Source organism: Pseudoxanthomonas spadix (genome assembly GCF_003703395.1).
GTDB classification, from domain to species: Bacteria; Pseudomonadota; Gammaproteobacteria; order Xanthomonadales; family Xanthomonadaceae; genus Pseudoxanthomonas_A; species Pseudoxanthomonas_A spadix.
The window spans coordinates 116,736-129,478 of record NZ_RDQN01000007.1; the positions used below are offsets into that span (position 1 = coordinate 116,736).

The 12,743-nt window shown below is 69.2% G+C and carries 9 protein-coding genes; 4 read left to right on the forward strand and 5 right to left on the reverse strand.

What is annotated here, in order from left to right; genetic code table 11:
• Positions 1-240: 240 nt before the first annotated feature.
• Complete coding sequence (locus D9R12_RS12090; protein WP_122230803.1) at positions 241-1,482, forward strand: MFS transporter; 1,242 nt, start codon at positions 241-243, stop codon at positions 1,480-1,482.
• Between the two features lie 61 nt (positions 1,483-1,543).
• Positions 1,544-3,853 carry a glucosylglycerol-phosphate synthase gene (ggpS, locus tag D9R12_RS12095; RefSeq protein ID WP_122230867.1) on the forward strand — a complete coding sequence of 770 codons (2,310 nt, stop codon included), beginning with the start codon at positions 1,544-1,546 and terminating at the stop codon, positions 3,851-3,853.
• A gap of 185 nt (positions 3,854-4,038) precedes the next feature.
• Here the strand turns inward: ggpS and D9R12_RS12100 are convergent, their stop codons facing one another.
• Both D9R12_RS12100 and D9R12_RS12105 read right to left on the reverse strand, forming a co-directional pair.
• Complete coding sequence (locus D9R12_RS12100) at positions 4,039-5,361, reverse strand: DUF6056 family protein (RefSeq protein ID WP_122230805.1); 1,323 nt, start codon at positions 5,359-5,361, stop codon at positions 4,039-4,041.
• Positions 5,358-5,876, reverse strand: a complete 519-nt coding sequence (locus tag D9R12_RS12105; RefSeq protein ID WP_147475088.1) for a hypothetical protein — start codon at positions 5,874-5,876, stop codon at positions 5,358-5,360. Before D9R12_RS12105 ends, D9R12_RS12100 begins: the two co-directional genes overlap by 4 nt.
• A gap of 45 nt (positions 5,877-5,921) precedes the next feature.
• On the opposite strand from D9R12_RS12105, the gene D9R12_RS12110 reads away from it, so the two are divergent.
• Positions 5,922-7,826 (forward strand): ATP-binding cassette domain-containing protein, encoded by a 1,905-nt coding sequence (locus D9R12_RS12110; protein ID WP_122230869.1) that lies wholly within the window; start codon positions 5,922-5,924, stop codon positions 7,824-7,826.
• Between the two features lie 32 nt (positions 7,827-7,858).
• Here D9R12_RS12110 and D9R12_RS12115 read toward each other — a convergent pair whose 3' ends face one another.
• Both D9R12_RS12115 and D9R12_RS12120 read right to left on the reverse strand, forming a co-directional pair.
• The gene (locus D9R12_RS12115) at positions 7,859-9,811 is read right to left on the reverse strand and encodes an esterase/lipase family protein (RefSeq protein ID WP_122230809.1); all 1,953 of its coding nucleotides are present in this window, start codon (positions 9,809-9,811) and stop codon (positions 7,859-7,861) included.
• Positions 9,808-10,839 carry an Lnb N-terminal periplasmic domain-containing protein gene (locus D9R12_RS12120; RefSeq protein ID WP_122230811.1) on the reverse strand — a complete coding sequence of 344 codons (1,032 nt, stop codon included), beginning with the start codon at positions 10,837-10,839 and terminating at the stop codon, positions 9,808-9,810. The genes D9R12_RS12115 and D9R12_RS12120 overlap by 4 nt, the downstream gene beginning before the upstream one ends.
• Before the next feature lie 117 nt (positions 10,840-10,956).
• Here D9R12_RS12120 and D9R12_RS12125 point away from each other — a divergent pair, with 117 nt between their 5' ends.
• Complete coding sequence (locus D9R12_RS12125; RefSeq protein ID WP_122230813.1) at positions 10,957-11,784, forward strand: aldo/keto reductase; 828 nt, start codon at positions 10,957-10,959, stop codon at positions 11,782-11,784.
• A 182-nt stretch (positions 11,785-11,966) separates the two neighbouring features.
• Here D9R12_RS12125 and D9R12_RS12130 read toward each other — a convergent pair whose 3' ends face one another.
• Positions 11,967-12,485, reverse strand: a complete 519-nt coding sequence (locus D9R12_RS12130; RefSeq protein ID WP_122230815.1) for an Hsp20/alpha crystallin family protein — start codon at positions 12,483-12,485, stop codon at positions 11,967-11,969.
• Between the last annotated feature and the right edge of the window lie 258 nt (positions 12,486-12,743).

Below are 12,743 nucleotides of genomic sequence, written 5' to 3' on the forward strand. Positions count from 1 at the left end.
GCGGTGCGCGTTCCGACCCGGCACATGCGGCAGCATGATGTTGCGGCGCAGTATGGCCAGGCATGGCGCGGGTCCAGACGCGCCGCAGCCAGGTCCCCCGGCAGCGGCCTTGAACGCCTGCCGCAGCGGGCTTTGCGGCCAATCCAACCCCACTTTTCCACGACGAGATTTTCCCTAAATGAATCAATATGTTATGATTTCATTGGTGACCAGCTCCCCTTCCCCAAGAAGGTCGCGCTGATGCTGCGGCTCACTTCACTCCTGCTCGGCGTTGCCCTGCTGCTGACCGGCAGCGGGCTGCTCGGCACCCTGCTGGCGGTGCGTGGGGCGCAGGCCGGCTTCGATGACCGGACCCTGGGTCTGGTGATGTCCGGCTACTTCGCCGGGTTCTTCTTCGGCACCTTCCTGGGGCCGCCGATGATCGGCCGGATCGGCCATATCCGCGCCTTTGCGTTCTTTGCCGCCCTGGCGGCGATCGCGATCCTGCTGCATCCAATCTGGGTCAACCCCTGGGCATGGGGCCTGCTGCGGCTGGTGACCGGGGTGGCGCTGGTGGGGCTGTACACCACCATCGAAAGCTGGCTCAACACCGAGCCCAACGCGGACACCCGCGCACGGGTGTTCTCGGTCTACATGATGATCAACCTGTCGGGGCTGGCCCTGGGCCAGCTTCTGCTGGGCTGGGGCGGCATGGAACTGGCCACCCTGTTCAACCTGACCGCGATCCTGATCTGCGCCTCGGTGATGCCGGTCTCGGCCACCCGGCTGGTGCAGCCGGAGATCCCTTCGCTGACCCGCTTCAGCCTCAGGCACCTGTATGCCCTGGCACCGGCGGCCACGGTGGGCGCCGGATTGTCGGGGCTGGCGATGGGCGCATTCTGGGGCCTGTCGCCGGTCTACGCCGGGCGCATCGGCCTGGATACGCGGGGCGTTGCCCTGTTCATGCTGGCCGCCATTGCCGGCGGCGCGCTGCTGCAGGTGCCGATCGGCCGGATCAGCAACGGTCACGACCGGCGCCTGGCGCTGGCCATCACCGCGCTGGCCGCGGCCGGTGTGGCCCTGGCGATGCTGCTGCCGGCGGTGCAGGCCAACCACCGGGTGTTGTTCGGCTTGTTCTTCCTGTTCGGCGGGCTGAGCTTCTCGCTGTACCCGTTCGCGGTGGCGCACATGCTCGATTACCTGCCGCGCGAACACCTGCTCTCGGGCTGCTCCAGCCTGCTGCTGGTCAATGGCGTCGGCTCGGCCATCGGCCCGGCACTGGCCGGCGGGGCAATGCACCGGTTCGGCCCGTCGGCCTTGCCGGTGTACTTCGCGGTGATGCTGGTCGCGCTGGCCGGCTATCTGTTTGTGCGGCTGCGTTTCCGCCGCGAACGCACCTTCGCCGCGCCGTTCCGGCCAATGCTGCGCACCACCCCGTCGGCGCTGGAACTGATGCCCGAGACCGAACCTTCCCATCCACCCTCAGAGGATTCTCATGACTGATCTGACCACCACATCCCGAAACACCTCACCCCGCTCCACCCAGGCCCGGCCCGACCCACGCCTGATCCTCGCCACCGACCTGGACGGCACCTTCCTGGCCGGCAGCGCCGAACAACGCCACCACCTGTACCGCCTGGTGGACCAGCATCCGGAGATCTGCCTGATCTTCATCACCGGGCGCGGCCTGGAAGCGGTGATGCCGCTGCTGACCGACCCCTCCATTCCCCGCCCCGACTACGTGGTCTGCGACGTGGGCGCAACCGTGGTCGACGGCCACACCCTGCAGCCGCTGCAGCCGCTGCAGAGCAGGATCGACGCGCGCTGGCCCGGCGACCAGACCGTGGCCCAGGCGATGCGCGCCTTTCCCGCCCTGGCCCGCCAGGACGTGCCCCAGGAACGGCGCTGCTCGTACTTCTGTGATCCGCAGACCCTGATGCCGCTGCGCAGCCAGATCGAGGAGGCCGCGCGCGCGCTGGGCTGCTCGGTGCTGTATTCGGCCGACCGTTACCTGGACATCCTGCCGCCGGACACCGACAAGGGCCGCACGCTCTCGGCGCTGGCCGCGCAGCTCAAGCTCAGGCGCGAGCACGTGCTGGTTGCCGGCGACACGCTCAACGACCTGTCCATGTATGTGGCCGGCTTCCGCGGCGTCTGCGTCGGGGAGTCCGAGCCGGCACTGATCGAGGCCACCGGCTCGCTGTCGGACGTACTGCATGCGCAGGCACCGGGCTGCGGTGGCATCCTGGAAGCCATCGCCCACTTCGGGCTGCTGGCCGAGGACGACCCGTACCTGCCGGCCGCGCGCACCCTGTCCACCGGCAAGGCCGACCTGGTGATGGTCTACCATCGCCTGCCCTACGAGGAAGTCATCGAGGACGACCGGATCGTCCGCCGCCAGCCCAAGTCGCCCAACGGCATCATTCCCTCGCTGCTGGGCTTCTTCGCCGGCGGCCAGAAGGGCTCGTGGGTGGCCTGGGGCATCGATGACCCCAAGCGCGTGGCGCCGCCGACCCACAGCGCAGTGGATGTGGACAAGTATCCGCAGCTGACCGTCACCCGCGTGCCGCTGACCAAGACCGAGGTGGACATTTTCTACAAGCGCTTCAGCAAGGAAGCGTTCTGGCCGATGCTGCACGTGTTCTGGGAACGGGCCAAGTTCCGCGAGGACGACTGGCAGGTGTTCCTCAAGGTGAACCGCAAGTTCGCCCAGGCCACTTCGGCCGACGCCGCTGAAGGCGCCACGGTCTGGATCCACGACTACAACCTGTGGATGGTGCCGGCCTACCTGCGCGAGCTGCGCCCGGATCTGAAGATCGCCTTCTTCCATCACACCTACTTCCCTTCGGCCGACGTGTTCAACGTGGTGCCGTGGCGGCGGGAGATCATCGGCAGCCTGCTCTCGTGCGACTACGTGGGCTTCCACATCCCGCGCCAGGTGGAGAACTTCGTCGACGTGGTCCGCGGGGTGGCCCCGGTCGAACGGGTCTGCACCGAAAGCTGCGCCCCGCGCTTTCTCACCTATGGCTGCGCGGTGGGCCTGGACACCATGACCACGCGCCTGCGCGTGCCCGGCCGCGAGATCGCCCTGGGTGCGCATCCGGTCGGCACCGACCTGCGCCGGATCAAGGGCGTGCTGGCCAACCCGGAGGTGCGCAACAACATCTACAAGCTGCGCCGGGAGATCGGCGCGCGCAAGCTGGTGCTTTCGGTCGAACGCCTGGACTACACCAAGGGCACCCTGGCCAAGCTGGAAGCCTTCGAACGCCTGCTCGAAGCCCAGCCCAGCCTGCACAACAAGGTGACGTTGCTGATGATCTGCGTACCGGCCGCACGCGAGATGACCGTCTACCGCCAGCTGCAGAACGCCATCGAGCAGGCCGTGGGCCGCATCAACGGCCGCTTTGCACGGATGGACTGGACGCCGGTGCGCTTCTTCGCCCAGGCCTTCCCATTCGAGGAGGTCGTGGCGCACTACGCCGCCGCGCAGGTCATGTGGATCACCCCGCTGCGCGACGGGCTGAACCTGGTAGCCAAGGAATTCGTCGCCACCCAGGGCATGGAGGGCGGCAGCGGTGTGCTGGTGCTGAGCGAGTTTGCAGGCGCCGCGGCCGAGCTCAAGGGTGCACTGCTGACCAATCCGCACGATCAGGCCGACCTGACCGCAGCCCTGTCACAGGCGCTGCAGATGCCCGAAGAGGAGGCCAGCGGGCGCCTGCGCCAGCTGCACGACATCGTCGAGTACCACGACGTGGATCGCTGGGGCCGTGAATTCCTGGATGCGGTGCGCCTGTTCACCCAGCCCGCAGCGGCGGTGCCCCAGGGCGAGGCACCGCCGCTGCCACAGCAGCAGGAAGCGGCCGAACCGGGCTGAGCCCGCACTGCGCCGTTGGCGCGTGGAACCCAACGGAAAGCCGTGCGCGGCGCCGGAGCATGGCGCCAGGGCGCCATGCCATCGAAGCGTCGGTTGGATGACGCCCTCAGCGTTGCAGCGACCGGGCCGGGCAGGGCACGCCGTGCCGGGCCATGCAGGTGGCCGCCTGCATGGCCCGGCGACGGTCAGAGCAACGCGCTGAAGGCGATCCGCCAGCACGCCAGCGCCGCCACCAGCCCGACCACGCCTTGCTGCATGCGCGGGCCGTACACCTGCGGCACGCGCGCCAGCAGGCGCACCCCGACGATGGCAAGGCACAGCAGGCACAGGAACGCGATGCGCATGCCCGACAGATACGCGGTCGGCGAGAAGCCCATCATCCCCAGCGATGCCAGGCCCAACAGCAGCACCCCGAGCATGCGCAGCACCTCGCCCGGCCGCGGCCAGAAACAGCACGCGCAGGCGATCACCAGGCAACCGGCGCTGAAGGCCAGCCACGCCGACAGCAGGTAATGCCGGCCGAAGGCAACCGCATCGCCGTCCAGGCGCCTGGGCAGCCACAGCTGCAGCGGATCGCCGGGCACGCCGGGCACGAACAACACCAGCTGCACCAGCAGCGTCGCCAGCACCAGCCCCAGCACGGCCTTGACCAGCCGCGACAGCGGGCTGGGCCACAGCAGCAACAGGGCCAACGCGGCGACCACGCCGACCAGATAGGCACGCGGATCGGCCAGCGCGCGCGCAATCAGGCCCAGGCCGATGCGCAGTTTCTCCAGCACGTCCTGGTCGGCGAAGTTGGGAAAGCGCATGCCCTGCTCTTCCAGGAAGCGGCGCGCGTTACCCGGCGCACCCAACGCAACGGCCGCGTTGGCGCACAGCACCACCGCCTGGACCACATCCCAGGCAGTGGCGCGGCGCTGCCAGCCGCGCCGGGCCAGCAGCCCCAGGCTCAGCGGCACCAGCACCAGCGCCAGCTGGTCGCAGTACGCGGCCCAGGCCGCGGCCAGCACGAAACCCAGCCGCTGCGGCCAGCGATACGCCCCGCCTTCCACCAGCGGCACCAGGCTCCACAGGCCCAGGGCGATGGGCCACAGGTAGTTGAGCGAACCGGTCAGCCACCAGGCCGATTCGAAGATCGCCTGCGGCGTCATCAACATCACCAGCATGAAGGCCAGCACCGCAGCGCCGCTGCGCGACAGCTCGGTCCCGACCCGGGCCAGCCGCCCGCTGGCCACGCACAGCAGCACCAGCATCGCGCTGTTGCACGCCCGCCACAGCCAGGGATGGTGGACGATCACCACCAGCACCGCCTCGATCGGCAGGCGCCCGGTCCAGGTGTGATAGCGATGATCCAGGTATTGGGCCAGCGTGTACCTGGACAACATCTGCGCGAAGTAGCCATCGTCGGCCACCGGCGCCAGGCTGATGCCGAAGGCATGGATGCAGACGATGCTGGCCAGCATCCACGCCCAGCCCAGCGCCGGCCAGGAACGCAGCCACGCCTTCATCGCGCCAGCGCCGGGCAGTCCAGCGGCAGCAGCGCGCGCACCGGGCCTTGCTCCCAGAGCAGCAGCAGCCGGGCACCGGCCGGGTCGATCCGGGCCACCGAGGTGTTGAGCGAGGCGGCAAAGCGCGGCGCGTAATACACCACCTGATCGCCGGTGCGCGCGTGGATCGCCCTGGCCAGCGCCGGCTGCTGTCCCAGCCAGGCCGTGTCCAGGCCCACCGCGCGGCCATCGGCCAGGCGCAGCACCACCCGGCTGTGGGTCAGCGGCCAGCTGTGGCCCTTGCGCACCGCCCAGCCGCGCACCACCAGCGTGTGGGCGCTCACCCGGCAATGGTCCAGGTGAAAGAAGAACTGGCCGGCCGGCGCCGGCGCGATCCCGGCCAGGTCGATCGCCGGGGCCGCGTTGTCGCGCCGGAACAGCCCCAGGTAGAACAGCGCGAACCCGACCGCGCACGCCGCGATCCCGATGCCCGCCCAGGGTGACAACCGTCTTGCCCCATCCCGGTGTTCAGACATTGGATGTTCCGGCGCTGCTGCAGGTGGCCCGGCTACAATGGTCGCATGTCCCTACTGCAACTCCAGCGCGTCGACTACAGCGTCGGCGGCCCGCTGCTGCTCGAGCAGGTCGAGCTGTCCATCGACCCCGGCGAGCGGGTGTGCATCGTCGGCCGCAACGGCGCCGGCAAGTCCACCCTGATGAAGCTGATCGCCGGCGACATCCACCCCGACGACGGCGAAATCCGCCTGCGCTCGGGCGCGGTGGTGGCGCGCATGGCCCAGGAAGTGCCGCAGGACACCGCCGGCAGCATCTTCGAGGTGGTGGCGGCCGGCCTGGGCGCGCTCGGCCAGATGCTGGCCGACTACCACCACGCCCTGCACGCCGGCGACATGGACGCCATGGGCCGCGCCCAGACCCGGATCGAGGACAACAACGCCTGGGACCTGGACCAGCGCGTGCAGGCCACCCTGGACCGGCTGGAGCTGGATGGCCAAGCCGATTTCGCCGCCCTGTCCGGCGGCATGAAGCGCCGGGTGCTGCTGGCCCAGGCGCTGGTGCGCGCCCCGGACATCCTGCTGCTGGACGAACCGACCAACCACCTGGACATCGAGGCCATCGACTGGCTCGAAGGCTTCCTGAAATCCTTCGAAGGCAGCCTGGTCTTCGTCACCCACGACCGCAGCTTCCTGCGGGCGCTGGCCACGCGCATCGTCGAGATCGACCGCGGCCAGGTCAGCAACTGGCCGGGCGACTACGACAACTACCTGCGCCGCCGTGAGGAACGCCTGCACGCCGAAGCACAGGAGAACGCCCGCTTCGACAAGCTGCTGGCCCAGGAAGAAGTCTGGATCCGCCAGGGCATCAAGGCCCGCCGCACCCGCAACGAGGGCCGCGTCACCGCGCTCAAGGCCATGCGCCGCGAGCGCGCCGCCCGCCGCGAGCTGACCGGCAACGTGCGCATGGAAACCTCCGCCGCGCAGTCCTCCGGCAAGAAGGTCATCTGCGCCGAGCACATCACCCAGGCCTATGCCGGGCGAGTCCTGCTGGACGATGTGTCGATCAACATCATGCGCGGCGACCGGGTGGGCATCATCGGCCCCAACGGTTCGGGCAAGTCCACCCTGCTGAAGATCCTGCTGGGCGAACTGTCCCCGGATGCCGGCAGCGTCCAGACCGGCACCAACCTGCAGATCGCCTACTTCGACCAGCACCGCAGCCAGCTGGACCAGACCCGCAGCGCGCTGGAAAACGTCGCCCAGGGCAGCGACTTCGTCCAGATCAATGGCGCGCGCAAGCACATCATCGGCTACCTGCAGGATTTTCTGTTCTCGCCCGAACGCGCGCGCGCGCCGATCACCCGCCTGTCCGGCGGCGAGCGCAACCGCCTGCTGCTGGCCAAGCTGTTCGCCCAGCCGTCCAACCTGCTGGTGATGGACGAACCGACCAACGACCTGGACGTGGAGACCCTGGAGCTGCTCGAAGAACTGCTGGCCGACTACACCGGGACCCTGCTGCTGGTCAGCCACGACCGCGACTTCATCGACAACGTGGTCACCAGCACCCTGGTGCTGGAAGGCGGCGGGCGGGTGGGCGAGTACGTGGGCGGCTACAACGACTGGCTGCGCCAGCGCCCACGCGGGCGCAGCGGCTTTGACAGCGCCGGGGTGATCACCGACCGCACCGCGCAGGAACGGGCGGTCGCGGCCAATGCCGCAGCGGCCAGCGCAGCGCCCGCAGCTGCCGCACCGAAGAAGAAACTCAGCTTAAAGGACCAGCGCGAGCTGGAACAGCTGCCGGCCCGCATCGAGCAGCTGGAAGCGGACATCGCCGCGCGCACCGCCGCGATGAGCGAGCCGGCGTTCTTCCAGCGCGATGCTGCCGCCATCGTCGCGGCCAACGAAGCCCTGGCCGCGTTGAACGCCCAGCTGGAAACCGCCTACGCCCGCTGGAGCGAGCTGGACGGCTGATGGCATCGGCGCCCGGTCCCCGGGCCGTTTGCTCAGGGGCGCGGCTGGTCCGAGGCCAGCTGTGCATGCAGGATGCGGCGGATCTCGAGGATCGCCTGCGGCGTCTCCTGCACGCTGTGCCAGGAGGTGATGACCTTTTCCGATTCCGCCCCATCCAGGTGGGCGCTGCGGTAGGGCACCAGGCCATCGTCGGATTGCTCCAGCGGCACCTGCGGGTCCCGCCGCGCGATGATGGTGTGGTAGCGCACGCCGGGCGCGACCGGCAGCTCGGCGGTGGCGCGGATGAACGGATCGGTGTCGCGCAGGTTGTCGATGGCATTGGGCACGCCTGGCTTGCCAGCTGCGGCGCCGTCGTGCCCGGCCAGGTCCTGGAGCACATCACCGAACCGCGCCAGCATGGTCACCGGCAGCCGCACCAGGCGGCCCAGGAAGCGGCCCAGCCTGCTCCCGGCCAGCGCCGTGCCACGCATGGGTGCGGCGATGAAGATGGCCCGGTCCACCTGCGGCAGTGGCGAAAAATTCAGCAGCGGCTTCAGCCGCTCGCGCACCCGCTGGCGCCTTGCGGCATCCAGCTCGCGCCCGGCCACGAACCGGTTCCAGAGCCCATCCCCCGACGAACTCACCAGCAGCCGGCCGATCACCCCGCCCATGCTGTGGCCGATCAGGGTCATCTCGCGCGAGGCGCGCGCGGTCGCCTGCGGATCGAAGTGCTGCAGGGTCTGTTCCACCAGCGCCTGGATCTGCGCGCGGTTGATCGCGATGGGCACGTTGGTGGGGTAGTAGACCTGCCAGATCTGGTACTCCTGGCGCAGCAGCTGGTCGCCCATGATCTCGTTGGCCACGTTCACCCATGCCTCGGGACTGCTGCCCAGTCCGTGCAGCATCAGCACGATGCGCCGGTCGGGGTCGTAGCGCTGCATCAGGTACAGGTGCGGGCGCTCGATGCCGTTCTCGCGGCCCAGCATCGAGCGCAGCGACTGCCGGGCGAACCCGGACTGGGCCAGCCACAGCCCATAGGCGGCGGTGAAGTTGCCGGCCAGCGGCACGCGCTGCCCGTTCAGGGACACCTGTTCCACACGATAGGGATCGTAGGGGTGCAGGACCACTTGCCTGGAGGCCAGCACCGTGCCCAGGTCCTGGCCCTGGAAATCCAGCAGGACCGTGGCCGGCGCGTACGGGATTTCATTGTATGCGGGCGTTTGCTGGCTGCGTGGGCGCAGCGGGCCCTGGCCGGTCGCGCTCGGGTCGCCGACCTGTCCGGGCGGCACCCGTGCCACCAGTTCGGCGCCGAAGCCGTCGCGACGGTAGATGCTGAGCAGCCCGCTGAAGCGCAGCATGCCCGCCGGCACCAGCGCATCGGGCCTGGCGATGCCGCCGGGCAGGCGGAAGTCCTGCATGTCCGTGCGCACGCTCCACTGGCCGATCCGCACCGCGCCGGCGGTGCCATCCGGCGCGCCTTCCAGCTCGCCACGCTGGAACAGGCCTGCGCCCACCTGTTCGGCCGCGTAGTTGTAGTAGTCGCGCACCTGGGTCTGGCGGTTCTCGAAGGCCCGTTCGCCGGGCATGCGCTCGGTAAAGAACAGGTAGGCGTAGGCATAGCGCGCCGCGCGCAGCCACGCATCCAGCGCCACTTGGTCCGGTGCCTGCCCGCGCTCAGGCATGTGCGTCAACGCCTGCCCGGTCCACATTTCCGCCAGGGTGGCCATGCGCCGTTCGGCACTGACCCCACTGACCGCTTCCAGCTGGCTGGCACAGGCCTGCAGTGCGCGCAGGCATTGCTCCGGCTCCAGGCCCGACACGCGCAGGGTCTCCAGCCCGGCCTGGCTCAGCGCGCCGGTGCTCAGCACATCACCACGCACCTGGCCGACGTAGTCGCCCGGCTTGCGCGCCTCCACCTGCACCATGGCGCACGAAGCCAGGCCCAGCAGCACAGCCGCCCCGGCCAGCGGCCGCAGCCAGCCCAGTGCCTTGCGCCAGCTGCTCATGGCGCCCGCGCGCCGGGCACGCCCTGGCGAATGCGTTCGGAAAACCGGTCCGGGTCCCGGCTCGCGCGCGCCCGGGCGGTCACGTTGCCGCGGTCGCGCAACGTGGCCAGATCCAGGCCAGGGGCCAGGCCGCCCAGCGCGTAGACGTAGCGGTCGAAGTAACCGGACAGCAGCAGGCGCCAGTCCAGCGGCAGGCTGGGATCGAGGGTCCTGGCCAGCTCGAACACCACCGTGGTGCAGTTGCTGGTGAGCGTGTTGTAGAACGCGGGCCTGGCGCGCAGGGCGTCGGCCTGATCGAGATAGGCCAGGAACAGCGCGCGCGCCGCTTCAGGCGGCATGTTCAACCGGTACAGCTGCATGTCCTCGCCGCGAACATTGGTCCGCACGCGCAGGATGTCGCGCTCGTCGGCGGCCACCAGCACCTTCTCGAACTGGCGGAAGAAGCCGCCCAGCGCGGAGAACGACTCGCCGCGCTCCTTGCGGATCTCCAGCGACAGGACCACGCGCTGGCCATCGGCGAACTCGAAGGACAGCAGCGTATGGGCGATCGCCGGACCCATCCAGTAGGACATCGCCAGGTCGACCCCGCGCAGCTGGTCCAGGTCGTACTGGCGGGTTTCCCACCTTGCGCTGTAGTCGTGGTCGCTGCGCCAGTCGAAGTTGCGCACGTTGTGCAGCACGACCTGCGTGCCGTTGACCTGCGGCTGCAGCAGCCGGGCCACGTCATCGGCCCAGTCCCGGTCCTGCCGCGGCTGCTGCAGCAGCCAGCCAACCACGAACACCAGCCACGCCGCCAGTGCCAGCCAGGCCCAGCGCCTTCCATCCGGGCAGGCCCGACGCCACAGCACCACCACGGCCAGCGCAAGCCACAGCACTGCCAGCGACCCGCGCAGCGCGGCCGGCGCGTGGTCCAGGTACAGGCTGGCCAACAATGCCCACAGCGCCAGCGGCGCAACCAGCCACCAGGTCAGGACACGGCGCAGGCGGGACCCATGACGGGCAGGAACGGACACGGGCGATGACGGCATCGGGCCATGATGCCTGCCTTGCGCCATGCAAGACCACCGGCCAGTGGCGTGTTGTCGGGACTTCGACATCCACACCGCTAGACTGGAGGGCCCAACCCACCGCACCCGGAGCCTTCCATGCCCAACGTCCCGTTCCTGGAAATGCTCGACGGCCGGACCATCCCGCAGTTCGGCCTGGGCGTGTTCCAGACCCCGCCCGAGCAGACCGCACAGGCCGTGCGCACCGCCTTGGACGCCGGCTACCGGCACATCGACACCGCCGCCATCTACAAGAACGAGGAAGGCGTCGGCCAGGCCATCGCCCAGGCCGGCATCGCCCGCGAGGACCTGTTCATCACCACCAAGCTGTGGAACGCCGACCAGGGCTACGACAGCGCGCTCAAGGCGCTGGACGCCAGCCTGTCCAGGCTGGGGCTGAAGTACGTGGACCTGTACCTGATCCACTGGCCGTGCCCGGCCAATGGCAGGTTCATCGACAGCTGGAAGGCGCTGATCCAGGCCCGCGACCAGAGCAAGGCAAAGTCGATCGGCGTGTCCAATTTCCGGATCGAGGACATCGAGCACATCGTCGCCGAAACCGGGGTCATGCCCGCGGTCAACCAGATCGAATTGCACCCGCTGCTGCAGCAGAGCGCCCTGCGCGACTACCACCAGGCCCACGGCATCCTGACCGAGTCCTGGAGCCCGATCGCCCAGGGCGGCGAGCTGCTGCAACACCCGGTGCTGAAGGACATCGGCAAGCGCCACGGCAAGACCGCCGCCCAGGTGATCCTGCGCTGGCACATCCAGCTGGGGCTGGTGGTGTTCCCCAAGTCGGTCACTCCGGCGCGGATCAGGGAGAACATCGACATCTTCGACTTCAAGCTCAGCCACCAGGACATGGCCGCCATCGCCGAGCTGGATGCCGGTCAGCGTCGCGGTCCGGATCCGGCAACCCTCAATTGAGCTGAAACCGGCGCGCCACGGGCGCGGAAGAGGCGTCATGGCGCCTTCGGCTGGCCACGTGCCAGCAAGGGCCTTCGCTGGCCGGCGTCGTTGGGCTCAGCCAAACAAAACCGGCGCGGGGAAGTCCCCCGCGCCGGCGATCAAACGACGTGGCGGCCAGCGCCGCGTGGTCTCAGGCGGCCTCAGGCGGCCTTGCCGACCGGGATGCGCACCGGCGTGGCAATGGCGCTCTCGCTCTTGGGCAGGGTCACGCTCAGCACGCCATCGCGGAACTCGGCGCGCGCCTGGTCGACCTGCACCTCCACGTCCAGCGGGATGCGGCGCTCGAAGCGGCCGTACCAGCGTTCGCTGAAGCGGCGCTCCTTGTCCTCGTGCGCGCCACGACGTTCCCCGCGCAGGATCAGTTCGCCATTTTCGAAGGTCACTTCAACATCCTTGTCCTGCATGCCGGGAAGTTCCGCGCTGATCACGATCTCGCGCTCCTTTTCGACCACCTCAACGCTCGGCCAGCCGGAAGCGAAGTTGCCGTTATCCGCGGCGCGGCTGGGCAGCAACTGGTCGGCCTGCCGCAACAGATCGTCGAACAGGCGATTCATTTCGCGATGCAGCGACACGAATGGGTCCGGGGTTTCGCGCAAGGCCGATTGCGGGGCGGCGGCGACGCGGTTGCGGTTCCAAGGAATCAACTGACTCACACTCATGACAGTCATCTCCGGAAGGGTTTCGGTAAATGCCGACCCGGTCCGCGCGACCGTGCTGGTCGGCGAAGCCTTCCGCCGCGGCCAGGCGCACCGGACTGGCGACGGCACAGATAGGCGCACGCAGCGCATTTTCAAGCCGGCAACCAGCGCCGGGATTCAGCGTTCGGACAGCGACGTGCAACGCCGGGGGTGCACGTTTTGCCAGCGCGACCGGTCGCTTCCAGCGGCCACTTCCCAGGGGCCACGCGGCACTGGCCG

Bases quoted from the DNA above. Each gene is read 5' to 3' on its own strand.
- D9R12_RS12090 (WP_122230803.1), top strand. From the start codon at position 241: ATGCTGCGGCTCACTTCACTCCTGCTCGGCGTTGCCCTGCTGCTGACC.
- D9R12_RS12100 (WP_122230805.1), bottom strand. From the start codon at position 5,361: ATGAAGGCGTGGCTGCGTTCCTGGCCGGCGCTGGGCTGGGCGTGGATG.
- D9R12_RS12105 (WP_147475088.1), bottom strand. From the start codon at position 5,876: ATGTCTGAACACCGGGATGGGGCAAGACGGTTGTCACCCTGGGCGGGC.
- D9R12_RS12110 (WP_122230869.1), top strand. From the start codon at position 5,922: ATGTCCCTACTGCAACTCCAGCGCGTCGACTACAGCGTCGGCGGCCCG.
- D9R12_RS12115 (WP_122230809.1), bottom strand. From the start codon at position 9,811: ATGAGCAGCTGGCGCAAGGCACTGGGCTGGCTGCGGCCGCTGGCCGGG.
- D9R12_RS12120 (WP_122230811.1), bottom strand. From the start codon at position 10,839: ATGCCGTCATCGCCCGTGTCCGTTCCTGCCCGTCATGGGTCCCGCCTG.
- D9R12_RS12125 (WP_122230813.1), top strand. From the start codon at position 10,957: ATGCCCAACGTCCCGTTCCTGGAAATGCTCGACGGCCGGACCATCCCG.
- D9R12_RS12130 (WP_122230815.1), bottom strand. From the start codon at position 12,485: ATGAGTGTGAGTCAGTTGATTCCTTGGAACCGCAACCGCGTCGCCGCC.